Genomic DNA, 19977 nt, shown 5'->3' on the forward strand with positions numbered 1-19977 from the left:
TCCTGGTTGATGTCGATCAGCCAATTTTAGGGGGGCTTTGGTCGATTTGCCGGCGTGGGCAAAGTCCGCCGCTGACGCGTTCGATTCCGCCGAGATCGCGCGCACTGAACACCTCGCGAAAGCCGTGCGCAGTCAGCAGGTTGCGTACGGCGGCGGCCTGGTCGTAGCCATGTTCCAGCAGCAGGCAGCCTTCGTCGCTCAGATGGCAATCGGCCTGGGCCACGATCCGCCGAAGATCGCTCAAACCGTCGGCATTGGGGTGCCGACCGGTCAGCGCCAGAGGCGGCTCGTGGCGCAAGGCGGGAAGATGGGGGTCGTTCGCGGCGATGTAGGGCGGATTGGAGATGATGCAGTCGAAGCCCGCAAACGCCGACGGAAGCCGCAATCCGTCCCACCAGTCGGTCTGTTGGAAACGGAGGGCGCCGCCCTCGCGGTGCGGGTCGAGCAGGCGCTGCGCGTTGCGCCGGGCGACCGCGAGCGCAGGGCCGCTGGCATCGAGCGCCCAGATGCGAGCTTTGGGCCGGGCATGGGCGATGGCGATCGCCACGGCGCCGCTGCCCGTGCCCATATCGAGCACCGTGGGGACATGGGCCTCGGGCAGGGCGTCGAGATGGCGCAGGGCGAGTTCCACCAGCAGTTCAGTATCCGGTCGGGGGATGAGGACGTCAGGGGTGACCTCAAGAGCCAGTCCGTAGAACTCGCGCTGGCCCAGCACATAGGCCATGGGTTCGCCCGAGCGCAGTCGGCTGGCGAGCGTGTCGAGCCGTTCGAGCGCGCGAGCGTCGAGTTCCCGCTCCGGGTGGGCCGCCTGTGTGGCGCGGCTCCAGCTTTGTACCGATTCGACCAGCACCTGAGCGTCGAGCCGGGCGAGGCCGCAGCCTCGCATCCAATCCGCGAGGGTGACCATCTCAGCTCTCTCCCAGGGCGGCCAACTGCGCGGCCTGATCTTCGGTGCGCAAGGCGGTGAGCAATTCGTCCAGATCGCCGTCCACGATGGCGTCGATCTTGTAGAGCGTGAGGTTGATGCGGTGCTCGCTGACCCGGCCTTGCGGAAAGTTGTAGGTGCGAATGCGGTCCGAACGATCCCCGCTGCCGACCAGACTTTTGCGCGTGGCGGCTTCCTGCGCTTGCCGGGCCTGCCGGTCGCGCTCGGCGAGGCGGGCGGCCAGCACCGACAGGGCGCGCGCCTTGTTGCGATGCTGCGAGCGCTCGTCCTGGCATTCCACGACCAGGCCGGTGGGCAGGTGGGTGATGCGGATGGCCGAATCGGTCTTGTTGATGTGCTGGCCGCCGGCCCCCGAGGCGCGGAAGGTGTCGATGCGCAAGTCGGCGGGGTTGATCTGAATGGCCTGTGCCTCGTCCATCTCGGGCATCACGGCGACGGTGGCGGCACTGGTGTGGATGCGTCCTTGCGTCTCGGTCTTGGGCACGCGCTGCACGCGGTGCCCCCCCGATTCGTACTTGAGCAGGCCGTAGGCGCCCTCGCCTTCGATGCGCAGAATGACTTCCTTGTACCCACCGAGATCGCTCGGGCTTTCGCTGATGACTTCGGTGCGCCAGCGCTTACGCTCGGCATAGCGCGCGTACATGCGCAACAGGTCCGCGGCGAACAAGGCCGATTCCTCGCCGCCGGTTCCCGCGCGGACCTCGACAAAGACATTGCGGCTGTCGTCCGGGTCGCGCGGCAACAGAGCGACCTGAAGCTCGGCCTGCAATGCGTTCAGCGCGGCGCGTGCGTCCAGCACTTCCTGCTGAGCCAGCTCCTTCATGTCAGGGTCGTTCAGCAGCGACTCGGCCTGCGACAGCTCGCTGGACTTCGCCTTGTATTGCGCATACAGGTCGACAACCGGCTGCAGTTCGGCGAGTTCCCGGGTCATGCTGCGATAGCGCTGGAGATCGGCGGTGCAGTCTGGCGCGGCCAGCAAGGCATCGAGCTCGCTGGCCCGGCGTTGCAGCTGCTCCAGTTTGTCCAGCAGGGTTGGCTTCATGGGGATGAATGACAAACGCGAAAAACCCGCGCATGGCGCGGGTCGAAAAATCGGACGGGAACCGCGCTAGGACTGAGCGTCGGAGGAAGAGTCGGTGTTGCCGCGATGCGGGCACAGAAACACGCGCTCGACGGCCTGCGACACGACCTGGCGGTGCGACGGGTCGCCGTGGTGCAGCGCGGTGAATGCGCCATGCAAAAACTTGTGCGACAGGCCCCGGGCCAACGCGTCAAGCACGGCCTCGGGCGACTCGCCCCGCGCCAGCAGGCGGCGGGCGCGTTCGACCTCATACATCTGCCACTGTTCGCTCTGTAACTGCAGGCGCTGGATGAGGGGGACTTGCGAACGCTGGTCCAGCCATTCGAGAAATCCATGAACTCGGTTTTCGATGATGGCTTCCGCCTGTTCGACTGCGGCCTGGCGCTTTTCTGTGTTGCTGCGCACCAGGGCGGACAGATCGTCGACCGAATAGAGATACACGTCGCGCAGTTGGGCCACCTCGGGTTCGATGTCGCGCGGGACGGCCAGATCGACCATCACCACGGGCTTGTGCCGCCGCTGCTTGATGCTGCGCTCTGCCGCCCCAAGGCCGATGATCGGCAGGCTGCTGGCGGTGCTGGTCACGACCACGTCAAACTCGGCAAGACGTTGCGGCACGTCGGACAGGCGGATGGCCTCGGCGCCAAAACGCTGCGCAAGCCGGATGCCTCGCTCCACGGTGCGGTTGGCAATCACCATGCTCCTGGGCTGTTGCGCCGCGAAATGCGTGGCGACGAGCTCGATCATGTCCCCGGCGCCAATGAACAGCACGCGGCAGTCGTGGAGGCTCTCGAATACGGTCTGCGCCAGGTGGACGCTGGCCGCAGCCATGCTCACCGAGTGAGCGCCGATCTCGGTATGGGTGCGCACCTCTTTGGCGACGGAAAAGGTCCGCTGAAACATCTGATTCAGCGTGCTGCCCAGCGCCCCCGAGTCCGAGGCGACCCGAACCGCTTCCTTCATCTGCCCCAGAATCTGAGGCTCGCCCAGCACCATGGAATCGAGGCCACTGGCGACGCGGAAGGCATGGCGTACAGCCCCGTCCTGGACCAGTCGATAGCTATGGCCCGCCAGATCGTCGAGCTGGACCTGACGCTCGGTGGACAGCCAGTGCAACAGCGCATCGCGCGGATCGCTGTCGGCCGCACAATAGATCTCGGTGCGATTGCAGGTCGATAGAATCGCGGCCTCGATAGGCCCGGTTCGTCTGCCGCCCAGCATGTTCACCTTCAAACGCTGAAGCGCGTCCACCAGGGTGTCGGCCGAGAATGCCAGGCGCTCGCGTACCCCGACTGGGGCGGTTTGGTGGTTGAGTCCGATGGCAGCGAGCAACATAATCAAATCGTGATTTTAAGAACTGTCGTGATGTGACGCGACTGATCTTGATCAAATCAAGAATGCACCTGACGCTGTCAAAGTTGACAGTGTCGCGAAGAATGCCGATCCACGCATCGGTGCAAACAGCAAGTGAAGCAAGGCGTAGGCTTTTTGACCAACCCATCTTTCTAGCACGAATCCATGTTGACGTTGTTTTTCTCCTGGCTCGTCCAGACGAGCATCATGCCCTTGTTCGTCGGCGGCGCGACGGGGGCGTTCGCCCCTGTCGCCTGGGGCTCTGGGTGCGCGGCAGGGCGGGCCAGGCGCGCGTTGTTTGCCGGCGGCGGGGCCTTGCTGGCGCACCTGGTTTTGATTGGAAGCGGCATCCTTCGTGAAGGATCGATCTGGGACTATGCCGCCGTCTTGCTGGCTGCGACCTTGGTCAGTGCGGCCTTGTGTCGCTCCAAGCGAAAATCTGCGAAAGCGGCTTGACATCGCTTTTGCTCCACCGCATAATTGCGCCTTCGCCTTTTTTCGACCTTCGCTTCTTGGCGGGCGTCGGGAAGTGGCCCGGCCCTGATTTTGGTCGGGTTTGCGCGAAACGCGAGCAACACAGATCAATTCCCGCACCAGGGAGCCAAGACTGGCGCACGTTGTGCGACTAAGTTGGGTGAAGGAAATTAAATGATTCAGACGCAATCCAGACTGGATGTCGCCGACAACACCGGCGCCAAATCCGTCATGTGCATCAAGGTGCTGGGCGGCTCCAAGCGCCGCTACGCCGGCGTGGGCGACATCATCAAGGTCAGCATCAAAGAAGCTGCTCCTCGTGGTCGTGTGAAAAAAGGCGAGGTGTACAGCGCTGTCGTGGTGCGCACCGCCAAGGGTGTTCGCCGCACGGACGGTTCCCTGATCAAGTTCGACGGCAATGCGGCTGTGCTTCTGAATGCGAAGCTCGAGCCTATTGGTACGCGCATTTTCGGTCCGGTGACGCGTGAGCTGCGTACCGAGCGCTTTATGAAGATCGTGTCTCTGGCGCCCGAAGTGCTCTGAGCCCGCGAAGGAGGATTTGTCATGAACAAAATTCGCAAAGATGACGACGTCATCGTCATTGCTGGCAGCGACAAGGGTCGTCGCGGCAAGGTGACGGCCCGTGTGGATGCCGACCATGTCGTGGTCGAGGGTGTGCATACCGTGAAGAAGAATGTGCGCCCCAATCCGATGAAGGGTGAGGCGGGTGGCGTGGTTTCGCGCGACCTGGCCATTCATCAAAGCAATGTGGCCATTTACAACCCGGCGACCGGCAAGGCTGATCGCGTCGGCTTCAAGATTCTGGATGACGGCGCCAAAGTGCGCGTTTTCAAGTCCAGTGGCGAGCAGATCAAGGGCTGACCGGAGGATTTATGTCGCGCCTGCAGACGATTTACAAAGATAAAGTCGTGCCCGAGTTGATGGCTAAATTTGGCTACAAATCGGTCATGGAAGTGCCGCGCCTGACCAAGGTGACCCTCAATATGGGCGTCTCCGAGGCGGTGGCTGACAAGAAGGTGATGGAGCACGCGGTTGGTGATCTGACCAAGATTGCTGGACAGAAGCCCGTTGTGACCAAGTCGCGCAAGGCGATTGCTGGCTTCAAGATCCGTGAAGACCTGCCCATTGGTTGCATGGTCACCCTGCGCGGCGGTCGTATGTACGACTTCCTTGACCGCTTCGTGACCATTGCCCTGCCCCGGGTGCGCGACTTCCGCGGTATTTCCGCTCGCGCATTCGATGGTCGCGGCAATTACAACATTGGCGTCAAAGAGCAGATCATCTTCCCGGAAATCGAGTACGACAAGGTTGATGCGCTGCGCGGTTTGAACATCAGTGTGACCACGACCGCCAAAACCGACGAAGAGTGCAAGGCGTTGCTCGCTGCGTTCCGCTTCCCTTTCAAGAACTGAGGTCATCATGGCAAAACTGTCCCTGATCAACCGCGAAAAGAAACGCGAAGACTTGGTTGCAAAATTTGCGACCAAGCGCGCCGAGTTGCAGGCCATCGTCGATGACGCCAACAAGTCGTTTGAAGAGCGCTATGAAGCTCGCCTGAAGATTCAGCAGCTGCCGCGCAATGCCAGTCCGACCCGTCTGCGCAATCGTTGTGCCATTACGGGCCGTCCGCGCGGAACCTTCCGCCGTTTCGGGTTGTCGCGCAGCAAGATTCGCGAGTTAGCGTTCCGCGGGGAAATTCCTGGCGTGACCAAGTCCAGCTGGTAATCGGTGCTGGTGATCGGTCATTGAGTCGAATCGAGTTCGGTTCCGTTCGGTTGCTATACCGGCCAGGCGCCAAAAGTTTTTAGGAGAGTATTGATGAGCATGAGTGATCCCATCGCCGACATGCTGACGCGTATTCGTAACGCGCAGATGGTCGAAAAGGCGAAGGTAACGATGCCAGCTTCCAAGATCAAAGCTGCAATCGCTCAAGTCCTGCACGAAGAGGGCTATATCGACGGATTCAACATCCGCCGCGAGAACGATGCCAAGGCAGATCTTGAGATTTCGTTGAAGTACTACGCAGGCAAGCCGGTGATCGAACGCCTCGAGCGCGTCAGTCGCCCGGGTCTGCGTGTGTATCGCGGCAAGGAAGACATCCCCCAGGTGATGAATGGTCTGGGCGTTGCCATCGTTTCGACCCCCCGCGGCCTCATGACCGACCGCAAGGCGCGTCAGGTTGGCGTGGGTGGCGAAGTTCTCTGCTACGTTGCTTAAGGAGAGAACAGCCATGTCACGTATTGCCAAATATCCGGTTCAAGTGCCGGCAGGCGTCGAAGTCAATCTGAGTGCTGACACGATTGCCGTCAAGGGTGGACTGGGCAAGCTGGAGCGGGCGCAGTTTGCAGGCGTTCGCATTGCCCAGGACAACGGATCTCTGACGTTCGTCCCGGTTGACGAGTCGCGCGAGGCGCACGCCATGTCGGGTACGATGCGCGCCCTGGTGGCCGGTATGGTGCAAGGTGTCTCCAAGGGTTTCGAGCGCAAGCTCACCCTCGTTGGGGTCGGTTTCAAGGCCCAGGCGCAAGGCGCCAAGCTCAACCTGTCGCTCGGCTTTTCCCATCCCATCGTGAAAGACATGCCCGAGGGGATCAAGGTTGAGACGCCGACGCCCACCGAAATCGTCATCAAGGGTGTGGACAAGCAACTCGTTGGCCAGATCGCTGCTGAGGTGCGCGCATTCCGTCCGCCCGAGCCCTACAAGGGCAAGGGTGTGCGCTATGCCGACGAAGTCGTGGTGATCAAGGAAACCAAGAAGAAGTAAGGGCCAGGATCATGATCAGCAAAAACATTTCCCGTCTTCGCCGCGCTCAGGCCACTCGTCGTCGCATTGCGCGTCTGCGTTCAGTGCGCCTGTCGGTGCATCGCACGAATCAACACATCTACGCGACCATCATTTCCGCCGAGGGCGATCGCGTCCTCGCTTCCGCTTCGACGGTGGAGTCGGAAGTGCGTGGACAACTCAACGGGCATGGTGGCAACCTGGCCGCAGCCGTTGCGGTTGGTACTCGCATTGCCGAGAGGGCCAAGGCCGCCGGGATCGACACCGTGGCTTTCGACCGTTCCGGTTTTCGCTTTCATGGGCGCGTCAAGGCGCTCGCAGAGGCTGCGCGCGAAGCCGGCCTGAAGTTCTGAGAACGGGCACATCATGGCTAAAGTTCAAAACAAGTTTGCCAACGAAGCGCGCGACGACGGTCTGCGTGAAAAGATGATCGCGGTCAACCGCGTGACCAAGGTCGTGAAGGGCGGTCGCATTCTGGGCTTCGCCGCCTTGACGGTCGTTGGTGACGGCGATGGTCGCATCGGCATGGGCAAAGGCAAGGCGCGTGAAGTGCCCGTGGCGGTGCAGAAGGCCATGGAGCAGGCTCGCCGCAATATGGTCAAGGTTCCGCTCAAGGGTGGCACGCTGCATCACAAGGTCATGGGCCAGCACGGCGCTGCCAATGTGATGATGCTGCCGGCCGTTCAGGGTACTGGCATCATTGCGGGCGGCCCGATGCGCGCCATGTTCGAAGTACTCGGGATCACCGACATCGTGGCCAAGAGCCACGGATCGACCAATCCCTACAACATGGTTCGCGCCACACTCGACGCGCTGGGCAATATGAGCTCGGCCCAAGAGATCGCCATGAAGCGTGGCAAGACCGTCGAAGAAATTCTGGGTTGAACATCATGAGTGACAAGAAAACCATCAAGGTCAAGCTGGTGCGCAGCGTGATCGGTACCCGCGATTCGCATCGCGCCACGGTTCGCGGTCTGGGGTTGCGCAAACTCGGCAGTGTGCGTGAGCTCGAAGATACGGCCGCCGTGCGTGGCATGGTCCGCAAGGTCAGCTACCTGGTTGAAATTTGCGCCTGAGACCGGACCTGGGCCAAGGCCTGGGGCGATTGAGCCGGCTCTGGTTGGCAACACAGCAGAATTTGTGAGATTCGATATGCAACTCAACACCATCAAACCCGCCGCAGGCGCCAAACACGCCAAGCGCCGTGTCGGCCGCGGCATCGGGTCGGGCCTGGGCAAGACCTCCGGCCGTGGTCACAAGGGCCAGAAATCCCGCTCTGGCGGTTTTCATAAAGTGGGCTTCGAGGGCGGCCAGATGCCGCTGCAGCGTCGTCTGCCCAAGCGCGGGTTCAAGTCGCCGATTGCCCGCTACAGCGCTCAGGTCACCTTGGCCGATCTCAACCGCTTGCAGGAAGACGAGATCGACATGCTGACGCTCAAGGCGCACGGCCTCGTGCCCGATCTGTCGCGCACCGTCAAAGTGATTGCCTCGGGTCAGATCACCCGTGCTGTCAAGTTGCAGGGCATTCTGGCGACCCAAGGTGCTCGTAGTGCGATCGAAGCCGCTGGTGGCGCCATCGCTGACGTCGCCACGGCTTGACGGGACGTTTCGACATGGCCAGCTCCGGCGTGACACAGCAGGGCAAATACGGCGACCTCGGTCGCCGTCTGATGTTCCTGCTCGGCGCACTGGTGGTGTATCGCATCGGTGCGCACATCCCTGTGCCCGGCATCGATCCGACGCACCTGCAACAGCTTTTCCAGAACAATTCAGGCGGCATTCTGGGCCTGTTCAATATGTTCTCCGGGGGCGCGCTTGCACGGTTTACCGTGTTTGCGCTAGGGATCATGCCGTATATCTCGGCGTCGATCATCATGCAGCTGCTCACCTATGTCGTGCCGTCTCTTGAGGCGCTGAAGAAGGAAGGCGAGGCTGGGCGCCGCAAGACGACCCAATACACGCGCTATTTCACTCTGGTGCTGGCGATTTTCCAATCCTTCGGCATCGCGGTGGCCTTGCAGGCTTCGCCGGGCCTTGTGATCCATCCGGGACTTGGTTTTCAGTTATCGGCCGTGTTGACGCTGACGTCCGGAACCATGTTTCTGATGTGGCTTGGCGAGCAGATTACCGAGCGCGGCCTGGGTAATGGCATTTCCATCATTATTTTCGCAGGCATCGTGGCTGGGTTGCCCACGGCCATCGCGGGGCTGGCCGAATTGGTCAGTACCGGGGCAATGAGCGTCCTGGTCGCGCTATTCGTTCTGGCCATTGTCATCCTGGTGACTTACTTCGTCGTCTTCGTCGAGCGCGGTCAGCGCAAGATTTTGGTGAACTATGCACGCAGGCAGGTCGGTAACAAGGTCTATGGTGGACAGAGCTCACACCTGCCCTTGAAGCTGAATATGGCCGGTGTAATTCCCCCGATTTTTGCGTCGTCAATCATTTTGCTGCCTGCTACGGCCGTGAGCTGGTTCGGCGCGACGAAGGGAATGGGTTGGCTCAAGGACATTTCTGGTGCGTTGTCGCCAGGACAGCCTCTCTACATTCTTTTGTACGCGGCCGCCATTATCTTCTTTGCGTTCTTCTATACCGCGCTGGTTTTCAATAGCCGTGAAACGGCAGACCAGCTCAAGAAGGGCGGGGCTTTCATTCCGGGTATCCGCCCGGGTGAGCAGACGGCCAAATTCATCGACAAGGTGCTGATGCGTTTGACTTTGGTGGGCGCCATCTACATCACCCTGGTCTGCCTGCTGCCCGAATTCCTGGTTCTGAAATACAATGTTCCGTTCAGCTTTGGTGGCACGTCCTTGCTGATCATTGTTGTTGTCACCATGGATTTCATGGCGCAAGTCCAGGCTTATGCCATGTCGCATCAATACGATACGCTGCTTAAAAAGGCCAATTTCAAGTCGGGCCTTGGCGGCGCGCGTTAACAGGAATTTATGGCCAAAGACGACGTCATTCAAATGCAGGGAGAGATTCTCGAAAATCTCCCGAACGCAACCTTCCGGGTCAAGCTGGAGAACGGCCACACGGTGTTGGGGCATATTTCAGGAAAGATGCGGATGCATTACATCCGCATACTTCCGGGCGACAAGGTTACCGTGGAATTGACGCCCTACGATTTATCACGTGCGCGGATTGTTTTCCGTGCCAAGTAAGAGTAAGAGAGGATCATCATGAGAGTGAGCGCATCTGTCAAAAAAATGTGCCGTAACTGCAAGATCATTCGCCGCAATGGCATTGTGCGCGTGATTTGCACTGACCCGCGTCACAAGCAGCGCCAGGGTTGAGCCCAAATCATTTTTTGAAGTTCGAGGTATTCAATGGCACGTATTGCTGGTATTAACATTCCGCCACATCAACATTCGGAAATCGGCCTCACGGCGATTTACGGTATTGGCCGCACCACTGCGCGCGCCATTTGTGATGCTTCGGGCGTTCCTTACAACAAGCGAATCAAGGATCTTTCAGACGCGGAGCTGGAGAAGGTGCGTGATGCCATCGGCAAACTCACCATCGAAGGCGATCTGCGTCGTGAGATCTCGGTGAACATCAAGCGTTTGATGGATCTGGGCTGCTACCGTGGTTTCCGTCACCGCCGCGGTTTGCCCGTGCGCGGTCAACGCACCCGTACCAACGCCCGTACCCGCAAAGGTCCGCGCAAGGGCAGCATCACGCTGAAGAAATAAGTAAGGAACACCGCAAATGGCTAAACCATCGTCTCAGAACACGGCAGCACAGCGTACCCGCAAGAAGATTCGCAAGAATGTTTCTGACGGCATCGCGCATGTGCACGCGTCGTTCAACAACACCATCATCACCATTACCGACCGCCAGGGCAATGCGCTGTCGGCATCCTCGTCCGGGGCACAAGGCTTCAAGGGCTCACGCAAATCCACGCCTTTCGCGGCGCAGGTTGCAGCCGAGCAGGCCGGCAGGATTGCTCTCGAGTACGGGATCAAGAACCTGGAAGTGTTCATCAAGGGCCCCGGCCCGGGTCGCGAGTCGTCCGTGCGCGCACTGAACAACCTCGGCATCAAAGTCACCTTGATCGAAGATGTGACGCCGATCCCTCACAACGGCTGCCGCCCTCCGAAGCGTCGCCGCGTCTAAAGATTCTGTCGTTTCAACTGCGCTCAGTTTCTCATTCAGCTGTCGCATTGGCGAAGCTGGGCGTGTCTTTAAGTCCACTGCCCGAATGATCGGGCTCCCATGCGTCGTACGGCATGGCAGTATTGAAAGGAATTCCAAGTGGCTCGTTTTATTGGCGCCAAAGGCAAACTCACCCGCCGCGAAGGCGCAGATCTCTTCCTCAAGAGCGCGCGTCGTGGCATTGACTCCAAGGTCAAGCTCGAAACCAAGCCTGGCCAGCACGGCCGCACCTCCGGTGCCCGTACGTCCGATTACGGCAAGCAGCTGCGCGAAAAGCAGAAAGTCAAGCGCATGTACGGCGTGCTCGAGCGCCAGTTCCGTCGCTACTACGAAGAGGCGCAACGTCGTTCGGGCAACACGGGCGGCAATCTGCTGAGCCTGCTCGAATCGCGCCTGGACAATGTGGTGTACCGCATGGGCTATGGTTCGACCCGCGCCGAAGCGCGTCAGCTTGTCAGCCATCGCTCGATCACGGTCAACGGCAAGATGTTGAACATTCCTTCGGCGCTGGTGAAGGCTGGTGACGTGGTGGCGGTGCGCGAGAAGTCGCGCAACCAGGCCCGCATCCAGGAATCAGTGAAGCTGGCCGAGTCCAATGGTTTTCCCGCCTGGGTTCAGGTGGATGGGGCCAAGATGGAAGGTGTTTTCAAGAAGACGCCTGACCGCGACGAATTCGCTAGCGACATCAACGAGTCCTTGATCATCGAGTTGTACTCGCGTTAATCGTTTCTCGCCCTGGGCTCCCAGGGCGCCTCGCGCCCTGCCGACTTTGGCAGTGGCAGCTCACCTCAGCCTTATCCGCGTAACGTGCGGAGGGTATTGAACAGGAAGCCTCATGCAAACAGCCCTTCTTCGTCCCAAGTCGATCCAGGTCGAATCTCTCGGACACAATCGTTCCAAGGTCGTGCTCGAGCCCTTCGAGCGTGGCTATGGCCATACCCTGGGCAATGCGCTGCGTCGCGTCATGCTGTCGTCGCTGGTGGGCTATGCGCCCACGGAAGTGAGCATCAATGGCGTGCTCCACGAGTACTCGGTCGTCGATGGCCTGCAGGAAGACGTGATCGGCGTGCTGCTCAACCTCAAGGGCGTGGTGCTCAAGCTGCACAACCGTGACGAAGTGACTCTCTCGCTGCGCAAGGAAGGCGAAGGCGTGGTCACCGCCGCGGACATTCAGACGCCGCACGACGTCGAGATCATCAATCCGGATCACGTGATCGCGCATTTGTCGCAAGGCGGCAAGCTCGACATGCAGATCAAGGTCGAAAAGGGCCGCGGCTATGTGCCGGGCACGCTGCGTAACTTCGGGGAAGAAGGTGGCAAGAGCATCGGCCACATCGTCCTGGATGCTTCGTTCTCGCCTGTGCGCCGTGTCAGCTACGCCGTGGAAAGCGCCCGTGTCGAACAGCGCACCGACCTGGACAAGCTGGTCATGGAGATCGAGACCAACGGTGTGATCAGCGCCGAAGAAGCCATTCGCTCGTCCGCCCGCATTCTGGTCGAACAACTGTCTGTCTTCGCCAGCCTGGAAGGTGCCGAGGCCACGGAGGCTGCCGAGGCGGCTGCTGGTGCGCAAACCTACGACCCGATCCTGCTGCGCCCCGTGGACGAGTTGGAGCTGACCGTACGTTCGGCCAACTGCCTGAAGGCCGAGAACATCTACTACATCGGCGACCTGATTCAGCGCAGCGAGACCGAACTGCTCAAGACGCCCAACCTCGGCCGCAAGTCGCTCAACGAAATCAAGGAAGTGCTTGCAGCCCGCGGCTTGACGCTGGGCATGAAGCTCGACAACTGGCCGCCCAGCGGTCTGGACAAGCGCTGAGCCTCTTGGCAGATTTCAGCGTTCTCGATTTAGCTTCTCGATAGGCCGGGTGGAGTACCCGGCAGTGCAGGGCCAGTACCTGATCCGGCTGGCCTGATTCATAAGGAAAGGAAAGCACCATGCGTCACGGAAACGGACTTCGCAAACTCAACCGCACCTCCAGCCATCGCAAGGCCATGTTTCGCAACATGGCCAATTCGCTGATTGAGCACGAGGCCATCAAGACCACCCTGCCCAAGGCCAAAGAGCTGCGCGCCGTGGTGGAACCCCTGATCACGCTGGGCAAAAAGCCTTCGCTGGCCAATCGCCGCCTGGCGTTCGATCGCCTGCGCAACCGCGACTCGGTCACCAAGCTGTTCGATGTGCTGGGCCCGCGCTACCAGACCCGGCCGGGCGGGTACACCCGCACGCTGAAGTTCGGCTTCCGCGTGGGTGACAACGCTCCCATGGCCTTGATCGAGCTGGTCGATCGTCCTGATGTCGACGCCGCTCCGGTGGAAGACAAGTCGGAGTAATCGCGGACCGCTGCGCCCTGCGACGTTCCCAAAAGCGCCAGCTCTGCTGGCGCTTTTTCATGGTGGCTGCAGACTTCAAGCCTTGCCCGTAGCATCCCGATCATGCATGACAGCGCCGCTCTACAACACGCCCAGACGCCCCCACTTCTCGAACTGGACCAAGTCCACAAGCACTACGGGCAACTCACGGTGGTTGATGGTCTGAGCCTGCGGCTGATGCCAGGCGAGTGTTACGGCATCATCGGGCCCAACGGGGCGGGTAAGACCACCACCATCCAGCTCTGCCTGGGTCTCGCCCGGCCCGATGCGGGGCAGATCCGCCTGATGGGGCAGCCGGTACCCAAAGCCGCGCGGCAGGCCCGTCTGCGCGTTGGCGTGGTGACTCAATTCGACAGCCTCGATCCCGACTTCACGGTGGAAGAGAATCTGCTGGTCTTCGGCCGTTATTTCGGGCTGAGCGACGCTGAACTTCGCCCACGGCTGCCGCAGTTGCTGGCCTTTGCCGCGCTCGAATCGAAGGCGCGGGCTCGCATCAGCGAGTTGTCGGGGGGGATGCGCCGACGTCTGAGTCTGGCCAGAGCCCTGGTCAATGATCCGGATCTGATTTTTCTCGACGAGCCCACCACGGGCCTCGATCCGCAGGCGCGCCATCTGATCTGGGAGCGCCTCAAGGTGCTGACCGCGCAGGGCAAGTCGCTGCTGCTGACGACCCATTTCATGGACGAGGCCGAGCGACTGTGCCATCGCATTCTGGTGCTCGATCATGGTCGGCGGATCGCCGAAGACACGCCGCGCGGCCTGATTACGGCTCAGGTCGAGGCCGAGGTCATCGAGATGGACGGCGAAGGCCTCGACGAAGCCGAGCGACTGCTGCGCCCGCATGTGCAGCGCATGGAGCGCAGCGGCGATGGTCTATTCGCCTATACCGCGCAAAGCGCCGCAGCGCTGCGGGCCCTCGAAGCCCTGCCCGGGCTACGGGTGCTGCATCGACGCGCCAATCTGGAAGATGTTTTTCTCAAGCTCACAGGCCGTCAACTGCGCGATTGATGCCGTCGCGCTGACAAGACGGTTCAACCATGTCCGATACCTCCCTGATCGATCGCCACCGCTGGCGCTTCTTTCCCATTTGGCGGCGCAACTTCCTGGTCTGGAAGAAGCTCGCCATTCCCAGCCTCGTCGGCAATATCGCCGAACCCCTGATCACGCTGGTGGCCTTCGGCTTTGGCGTGGGCGCGTTGGTGGGCACGGTCGACGGCGTGCCCTACATTCAGTTCCTCGCCTCCGGGGCGATCTGCATGAGCGTGATGATGGCGGCCAGCTTCGAGGCGCTCTATTCGGCGTTTTCCCGTATGCATGTGCAGAAGACCTGGGACGCCATTCGTGTCACACCTACCTCCCTCGACGATGTGCTCCTCGGTGAGCTTGTGTGGGCGGCAACCAAATCAGTGTTCAGCGGTGTGGCCATTCTGGCCGTCATCGTGGCACTTGGCATCAGCCGCGAATGGACGTTGCTCCTGGCGCTGCCGCTGCTGCTGCTGACCGGGCTGGTGTTTTCGGCCATCGGTCTTATCGTCAATGCCAAGGCGCGGGGCTACGACTTCTTTACCTACTACTTCACCCTGGTGCTCACGCCGATGACCTTTCTGTCGGGCGTGTACTTTCCGCTGACGTCTCTGCCCGTGCCCCTGCAATGGCTGGCGCAGGCGCTGCCCCTGCATGCCGCAGTGGAACTGGTGCGCCCCTTGTTCTTCGGTCAGTTTGATGCGAAGGCCGTGCCGCATCTCATCGTGCTTGGCGTGGATCTGCTGCTGGCCTGGTGGTTGGCCCGCACCTTGACCCAGCGTCGCTTTCGCGCCTGACCAGGCTTGTCCGAGACTGGCAAAGGGCGATTGGCGGAGCGCGCAGCAGGGCAAGCCCTAAGGCATTCAAATATGCCCTTGGACTTATATTTCAGTTGGGCGGGCGCACGCCGCGCTTTGGGCCGTCGGCACGACGCGCCGCGCTCGACCCAACCACAATAAAGGGAGATCGTTCATGCAACGTCGCGCTTCATCCACTCCGCGAAGTCTGCGCTTCTGGGCCTTGCTCAGCCGCCTCGTATTGGGTTTTTCGCTGCTCTGGGCGGGTGTGATGCTGCCGCAGGCGCAGGCCCAGCAGGGCGATTTTCTGCCGCCGGACGAAGCCTTCCAGTTCACCGCCAAGGCGCAGGACGCCAAGACGGTACTCCTGCAGTTCAAGGCCGCCAAGGGCTATTACATGTACCAGGAGCGGTTCCATTTTGAATCGCAGACCACGGGCGTGGAGCTGGGCAAGCCCGGATTTCCTCCGGCGCACGTCATTTTCGACAAGAACCTCGGGCACGATGTTGCGCATTACCGCGACCTAGTGTCCATTCCGCTGCCGGTGCTCAAGGCGCCCGCGAGCTTCAAGATGCTGGTGACGTATCAGGGCTGCGCGGATGCCGGGCTCTGCTATCCGCCCATCGAGAAGCTCGCCACCGTGAGCCTCACCGGGTTCGGCGGCAATGGCACGGTGGCCCTTTCCGAGCCGGACGACGAAGGCGCCGGTGCGCCGGCCCCCGGCAGCAGCGGCGCGAGTGGACTGGTTCAGGGTTTGATGGGCGCGGGCAGCAGCGCACAAACGGCGGCCGCCCCGTCTGTGGCATCCGCCCCGTCGACGGCCCAGACGCTCGCAGTCCAGGGATCGTCGCCAGCGGCAGTGGCGCCTGCTGCAGCGCCGGCGGGCGAATCCTCGCGCATCGGTGCCGCCCTGGCCTCGGGCAGCCTGCTGTCCATCATTCCCATGTTCCTGGTGTTCGGTCTGCTGCTGGCCTTCACACCCTGCGTGCTGCCGATGATTCCGATTCTGTCGAGCATCATCGTCGGCCAGGGCGAAAAGGTCTCCCGCGGTCGCGGCTTCGCACTGGCCGTGGCCTACTCGCTGGGTATGGCCATTGTGTACACGGCCTTCGGCGTGGCGGCGGGATTGCTCGGTCAGGGGCTGGCGGCCTCGCTGCAGAATCCCTGGGTGCTGTCGGTGTTCGCGGCGCTGCTGGTGCTGCTGTCGCTGTCGATGTTCGGTTTCTATGAACTGCAGGTGCCCAGTGCGCTGCAAAGCAAGCTGTCTTCCACGTCCGACAAAATGCAGGGCGGACATTTCGCCGGTGTGTTTGTCATGGGCGGGATTTCGGCGCTGATCGTCGGGCCCTGCGTGGCCGCCCCGCTGGCCGGTGCGCTGCTCTACATCAGCCAGACCGGCAACGCCCTGATCGGCGGCGTGGCACTGTTCTCGCTGGCCGCGGGCATGAGCGTGCCGCTGCTGCTTGTCGGTCTGGGGGCGGGCACGCTGCTGCCCCGAGCCGGGGGCTGGATGGACGGGGTCAAGGCCTTCTTCGGCGTGCTGCTCATTGCCACGGCCCTTTACATGATCGCGCCGGTTCTGCCGACCTGGCTGCTGATGGTGCTGTGGGCTCTGCTGTTTCTCATCAGCGCGAGCTTTCTGCGGGTCTTCGACCGGCTGCCCGACGAGGCTTCCGGTTGGAAGCGGCTGTTCAAGGGCTTTGGCGTGGCGCTGGCGGTTGCGGGCGCGGTGCTGCTGGTCGGTCTGGCCTCGGGCAGCCGTAATCTGCTGCAACCGCTTGCGGGGCTGGGCGGAAGTGCGTCCGCCTCGGCGAGCGCCGCGCCCGCGGTGCAGTTCGAGCGCATTCATACCGTGGCCGATCTCGACCGCGTCGTGGCGGCGAGCTCCAAGCCCGTGATGCTCGACTTCTATGCCGATTGGTGCGTCTCGTGCAAGGAGATGGAGCACTTCACCTTCACCGACCCGGCCGTGGCGCAGCAGATGGCCGGTATGACGCTGATCCAGGCCGACGTGACCCAGAACACCGCCGACGACAAGGCGCTGCTCAAACGCTTCCAGCTGTTCGGCCCGCCGGGCATCATCTTTTTCAAGGGCGGCAAGGAAGTGGGCCGGGTGGTCGGCTTCGAGAATGCCAAGACCTTTCTGGCGTCGATGCAGCGCGCCGGGGTCTAGGTCAACGCTGAGCCTCGCGCGACGATAGGCCGCGCGAGGCTCAGCGCGGGCCGGGCCGCACGGCGCCGACACCGCGGGCGCTGCGCACCGCAGTGATCCATTGTTGCCAGGCCGGGTTCGGCGTCCAGACCTGCGACATCGGCCAGGCCGCCTGGGGTTCGCCTTCGCCGCGAACGAGCAGTCGGTAGAGATAGACGAAGGCCGAGGCCCGCATATTTCTGGCGCAATGCAGCCAGACGGCTTGATGCCCCACAGCGGCCATCACCCCCGCGAAAAGCTCGAACTGATGGGGACTGGGTGCATCCCAGCTCACCGGAATCTGCACGTAATTCAGCCCCAGCGCCGTGACCTGCTCGGCCTCGCCGACCAGAATTTTTGAAGCGTTGGGCGGTGCCAGATTGATGACTGTGCTCACGCCCAGCGCGGGCAGGCGGGCGATGTCGGCGGCGCTGAGTTGGCCTGAGCACCACAGGCCTTCGAACGCCAGGTAGGCATTCTCGGCATCGAAGGCCAATGGCGGCGTCGGGTCGTTCACGCCGCGGCCACTTCGACCAGGCAGTCGTAGAAACACGCGCCACCGCCCAGATCGGTGAGCCGCTGGTGCGTGAGCGCGTTGACGTTCTGCCCGTCGGGTGAGAGCTTGCGCCACCAGATGCCCAGGCCCACGATCTGGCCAGGGCGGGTGCGGGTGCTGATGCGCGCACGGCTCAGCGAGGCGCCGCGGTCGTTGAAGGTGCGCACCATCTGACCGTCGGCAAGGCCGCGGCTGGCCGCATCGTCCGGGTGGATGAGCAGCGCGGGCTCGCCTTCGAGCTTGCGCAGGCTGTCCACATTCACGAACGTTGAGTTGAGGAAATTGCGGGCGGGTGGCGAGATCATGGCCAGCGGGTAGCGCGCGGCAAGGTCCGGCGCGGTCTCGGCGCACTCGTAGGGCAGAAGCACCTCGGGCAAGGGGTCGCGCCCGGCGTCGGCTTCGCGCTGGGACCAGAACTCGCATCGGCCCGAGGGCGTGGGAAAGCCGCCCTGGGCAAACGGGGCGGTGGCGCCGGGCAAACGGGCCCAGCCGCGGGCTTGCAGCGTTTCCCAGCGAATGTCGCCGTTGCGCGGGTCGGGCGCAATGGCCTGTGCGGCGAGCTGGGCATCGGTGTCCTGAAAACACGGCTCGGTGAAGCCCATGCGCGCGGCCAGCAGGCGGAAGATCTCGGTGTTGGGCTTGGACTGGCCGAGCGGTGCGATGGCCGGGTTGTTCGCGAGCCAATAGCGGTGCCCGTAGGACTTGTGCACGTCGAGGTGTTCAAGCTGGGTGGTGGCGGGCAGCACATAGTCGGCGTAGTCGGCCGTGTCGGTCTGGAAGTGCTCCAGCACCACGGTGAACAGATCGTCGCGGGCGAATCCGTCGCGCACCTTGTCGCCCTCGGGCGCGACGGCCACCGGGTTGCTGTTGTAAACGATCACGGCCTCGACTCTCGGGCCGAAGCCGGGTGAGGCCGGTTGCAGCAGATCATCGCCGATGGTCGACATATTGAGCGTGCGCGGCTTGCGGTCGGCGAGCAGATCGGGGCGCTCCAGGGCGGCGCTGTCGGTCTTGAAGTGATTGGAGCTCGACAAAAGCAGGCCGCCGGCGTCGTGCCGCCAGGCGCCGACGAGGGCGGGCAGACAGGCGATGGCGCGTACCGCATTGGCGCCGCCGCGCACGCGCTGCAGGCCGTAGTTCATGCGGATGGCGGCAGGCGACAGCGTGCCATAGTCGTGGGCGAGCTGGCGGATCTGTTCGACCGGCACGCCGCACACCGCCGCCGCACGCTCGGGCGGCCAGGCCAGGGCGCGTTCACGCAGCGCGGCAAAGCCCACGGTGTGCTGCGCGATGTAGTCGTGATCCAGCCAGTCGTGTTTGACCAGTTCGTGCATCAGGGCGTAGGCCAGAGCGGCATCGGTGCCGGGGCGCAGTTGCACATGTTCGTGGCATTTCTCCGCCGTGTCGTTGCGCCAGGGGTCGATGCAGACCAGCTTGGCGCCGTTGCGTTTGGCGCGTTGCGCGTAGGTCCAGAAATGCAGATTGCTGGTGATGCTGTTGCTGCCCCAGATGAGGATCAGCCTGCTGTGCTCGAACTGCTCCACGTCCATGCCCAGCTTGCCGCCCAAGACCGCCTGCAGACCGGCTTCACCCGCCGAGGCGCAGATGGTGCGATCGAGCAGGCTGGCGCCGAGTTTGTGGAAGAAGCGTGCCGCCATGCTCTCGCTCTGCAGGCAGCCCAGCGTGCCCCCGTAGGAATAGGGCAGGATGGCCTGTGGGTCTCGCGCGGCTATCGTCTTCAGGCGGGCCGCGATGTCGTCCAGCGCCTCGTCCCAGCTCACCGGCGCAAACTGCCCGCTGCCTTTGGGGCCGGTGCGCTTGAGAGGTTGCAGCAGGCGGTCCGGGTGATAGGTGCGCTCGGTGTAGCGCGACACCTTGGCGCACAGCGCGCCATGGGTCGTGGGATGGTCGGGATCCCCGCGCACGCTCACCGCCACGCCGTCTTTGACGGTGACGAGCAGCGCGCAGGTGTCGGGGCAGTCGTGCGGGCAGGCGCCGCGCACCAGGGCGTCCGGTTGGGGGACGGCAAGGACGGAGTCAGTCATGGACATGGGCAAGACAGGGAGTTGTGCTCCCAAGTGTAGGCGGCAAATCCCCGACCCGGCTGCCCGCGACGCCAGCCTGAGTATTCCAGCGCAAGCCTGCCCGTTCGTCCGATCCAAAGCCGCCATCGGCACGACACCCCCGTCCATGCGTCGAGCATGGCTTGCATCAGATCGTTG

The 19977-nt window shown here is 62.4% G+C and carries 26 protein-coding genes; 21 read left to right on the top strand and 5 right to left on the bottom strand.

The annotated features are described in order from the left end of the window. Window positions 1-16: 16 nt before the first annotated feature. The 3 genes from prmC to hemA form a co-directional block, all read right to left on the bottom strand. Window positions 17-907, bottom strand: coding sequence for a peptide chain release factor N(5)-glutamine methyltransferase (gene prmC / locus BVH73_RS10300; RefSeq protein ID WP_079418397.1), 891 nt, complete (start codon window positions 905-907; stop codon window positions 17-19). A gap of 1 nt (window position 908) precedes the next feature. Next, complete coding sequence (gene prfA, locus BVH73_RS10305) at window positions 909-1988, bottom strand: peptide chain release factor 1 (protein ID WP_079418399.1); 1080 nt, start codon at window positions 1986-1988, stop codon at window positions 909-911. 66 nt (window positions 1989-2054) lie between these two features. Beyond that, entirely contained in the window at window positions 2055-3362 is a 1308-nt protein-coding gene (gene hemA / locus BVH73_RS10310; protein ID WP_079418401.1) for a glutamyl-tRNA reductase, read from the bottom strand. Between the two features lie 666 nt (window positions 3363-4028). Between hemA and rplN the strand changes: the two genes are divergently transcribed. The 21 genes from rplN to dsbD all read left to right on the top strand — a co-directional run bounded on the left by rplN (window position 4029) and on the right by dsbD (window position 17181). Continuing rightward, window positions 4029-4397, top strand: coding sequence for a 50S ribosomal protein L14 (gene rplN, locus BVH73_RS10320; RefSeq protein WP_055449128.1), 369 nt, complete (start codon window positions 4029-4031; stop codon window positions 4395-4397). 21 nt (window positions 4398-4418) lie between these two features. Then, on the top strand, window positions 4419-4736 hold the full coding sequence (gene rplX, locus BVH73_RS10325; RefSeq protein ID WP_079418405.1) for a 50S ribosomal protein L24: 318 nt from the start codon (window positions 4419-4421) through the stop codon (window positions 4734-4736). An 11-nt stretch (window positions 4737-4747) separates the two neighbouring features. Next, a complete protein-coding gene (rplE, locus tag BVH73_RS10330) occupies window positions 4748-5287 on the top strand; it encodes a 50S ribosomal protein L5 (RefSeq protein ID WP_079418407.1) in 540 nt (179 codons plus the stop codon). Window positions 5288-5294: 7 nt separating this feature from the next. Beyond that, window positions 5295-5600, top strand: coding sequence for a 30S ribosomal protein S14 (gene rpsN, locus BVH73_RS10335; protein WP_079418408.1), 306 nt, complete (start codon window positions 5295-5297; stop codon window positions 5598-5600). Between the two features lie 93 nt (window positions 5601-5693). Next, window positions 5694-6092, top strand: coding sequence for a 30S ribosomal protein S8 (gene rpsH / locus BVH73_RS10340; RefSeq protein ID WP_079418410.1), 399 nt, complete (start codon window positions 5694-5696; stop codon window positions 6090-6092). 13 nt (window positions 6093-6105) lie between these two features. Next, a complete protein-coding gene (rplF, locus tag BVH73_RS10345) occupies window positions 6106-6639 on the top strand; it encodes a 50S ribosomal protein L6 (RefSeq protein ID WP_079418412.1) in 534 nt (177 codons plus the stop codon). Window positions 6640-6653: 14 nt separating this feature from the next. Further along, window positions 6654-7010: a 50S ribosomal protein L18 gene (rplR, locus tag BVH73_RS10350; protein WP_079420525.1), complete on the top strand. Its 357-nt coding sequence runs from the start codon at window positions 6654-6656 to the stop codon at window positions 7008-7010. 13 nt (window positions 7011-7023) lie between these two features. Continuing rightward, on the top strand, window positions 7024-7542 hold the full coding sequence (gene rpsE / locus BVH73_RS10355; RefSeq protein ID WP_079418414.1) for a 30S ribosomal protein S5: 519 nt from the start codon (window positions 7024-7026) through the stop codon (window positions 7540-7542). Window positions 7543-7547: 5 nt separating this feature from the next. Further along, window positions 7548-7733 (top strand): 50S ribosomal protein L30, encoded by a 186-nt coding sequence (gene rpmD, locus BVH73_RS10360; RefSeq protein ID WP_079420527.1) that lies wholly within the window; start codon window positions 7548-7550, stop codon window positions 7731-7733. Between the two features lie 76 nt (window positions 7734-7809). Then, window positions 7810-8256 (top strand): 50S ribosomal protein L15, encoded by a 447-nt coding sequence (rplO, locus tag BVH73_RS10365; RefSeq protein WP_079418416.1) that lies wholly within the window; start codon window positions 7810-7812, stop codon window positions 8254-8256. A gap of 14 nt (window positions 8257-8270) precedes the next feature. Next, window positions 8271-9590 (top strand): preprotein translocase subunit SecY, encoded by a 1320-nt coding sequence (gene secY / locus BVH73_RS10370; protein ID WP_079418418.1) that lies wholly within the window; start codon window positions 8271-8273, stop codon window positions 9588-9590. Between the two features lie 9 nt (window positions 9591-9599). Then, window positions 9600-9818: a translation initiation factor IF-1 gene (gene infA, locus BVH73_RS10375; protein WP_013106895.1), complete on the top strand. Its 219-nt coding sequence runs from the start codon at window positions 9600-9602 to the stop codon at window positions 9816-9818. An 18-nt stretch (window positions 9819-9836) separates the two neighbouring features. Further along, window positions 9837-9950 (top strand): 50S ribosomal protein L36, encoded by a 114-nt coding sequence (gene rpmJ / locus BVH73_RS10380; RefSeq protein WP_079418420.1) that lies wholly within the window; start codon window positions 9837-9839, stop codon window positions 9948-9950. A gap of 33 nt (window positions 9951-9983) precedes the next feature. Beyond that, window positions 9984-10349 carry a 30S ribosomal protein S13 gene (gene rpsM / locus BVH73_RS10385; RefSeq protein ID WP_055449118.1) on the top strand — a complete coding sequence of 122 codons (366 nt, stop codon included), beginning with the start codon at window positions 9984-9986 and terminating at the stop codon, window positions 10347-10349. A gap of 16 nt (window positions 10350-10365) precedes the next feature. Next, window positions 10366-10773 carry a 30S ribosomal protein S11 gene (gene rpsK / locus BVH73_RS10390; RefSeq protein WP_079418421.1) on the top strand — a complete coding sequence of 136 codons (408 nt, stop codon included), beginning with the start codon at window positions 10366-10368 and terminating at the stop codon, window positions 10771-10773. 138 nt (window positions 10774-10911) lie between these two features. Then, window positions 10912-11535, top strand: coding sequence for a 30S ribosomal protein S4 (gene rpsD / locus BVH73_RS10395; RefSeq protein WP_079418423.1), 624 nt, complete (start codon window positions 10912-10914; stop codon window positions 11533-11535). A gap of 112 nt (window positions 11536-11647) precedes the next feature. After that, on the top strand, window positions 11648-12634 hold the full coding sequence (locus BVH73_RS10400) for a DNA-directed RNA polymerase subunit alpha (RefSeq protein WP_079418425.1): 987 nt from the start codon (window positions 11648-11650) through the stop codon (window positions 12632-12634). Between the two features lie 119 nt (window positions 12635-12753). Further along, entirely contained in the window at window positions 12754-13149 is a 396-nt protein-coding gene (gene rplQ / locus BVH73_RS10405) for a 50S ribosomal protein L17 (RefSeq protein ID WP_055449114.1), read from the top strand. Window positions 13150-13251: 102 nt separating this feature from the next. Then, on the top strand, window positions 13252-14196 hold the full coding sequence (locus tag BVH73_RS10410; RefSeq protein ID WP_079418427.1) for an ATP-binding cassette domain-containing protein: 945 nt from the start codon (window positions 13252-13254) through the stop codon (window positions 14194-14196). Between the two features lie 29 nt (window positions 14197-14225). Beyond that, a complete protein-coding gene (locus tag BVH73_RS10415; protein WP_079418429.1) occupies window positions 14226-15008 on the top strand; it encodes an ABC transporter permease in 783 nt (260 codons plus the stop codon). A gap of 175 nt (window positions 15009-15183) precedes the next feature. Further along, window positions 15184-17181 carry a protein-disulfide reductase DsbD gene (dsbD, locus tag BVH73_RS10420; protein WP_079418431.1) on the top strand — a complete coding sequence of 666 codons (1998 nt, stop codon included), beginning with the start codon at window positions 15184-15186 and terminating at the stop codon, window positions 17179-17181. Window positions 17182-17221: 40 nt separating this feature from the next. On the opposite strand, the gene BVH73_RS10425 is transcribed toward dsbD, so the two are convergent. Together BVH73_RS10425 and BVH73_RS10430 are read right to left on the bottom strand one after the other, a co-directional pair. Next, a complete protein-coding gene (locus tag BVH73_RS10425) occupies window positions 17222-17716 on the bottom strand; it encodes a protein tyrosine phosphatase family protein (protein ID WP_079418433.1) in 495 nt (164 codons plus the stop codon). Further along, window positions 17713-19800, bottom strand: coding sequence for a molybdopterin-containing oxidoreductase family protein (locus tag BVH73_RS10430; protein ID WP_079418435.1), 2088 nt, complete (start codon window positions 19798-19800; stop codon window positions 17713-17715). The genes BVH73_RS10425 and BVH73_RS10430 overlap by 4 nt, the downstream gene beginning before the upstream one ends. Between the last annotated feature and the right edge of the window lie 177 nt (window positions 19801-19977).

It is taken from the genome of Thiomonas intermedia (genome assembly GCF_002028405.1).
In the GTDB taxonomy this organism is placed as follows: Bacteria; Pseudomonadota; Gammaproteobacteria; order Burkholderiales; family Burkholderiaceae_C; genus Thiomonas; species Thiomonas intermedia.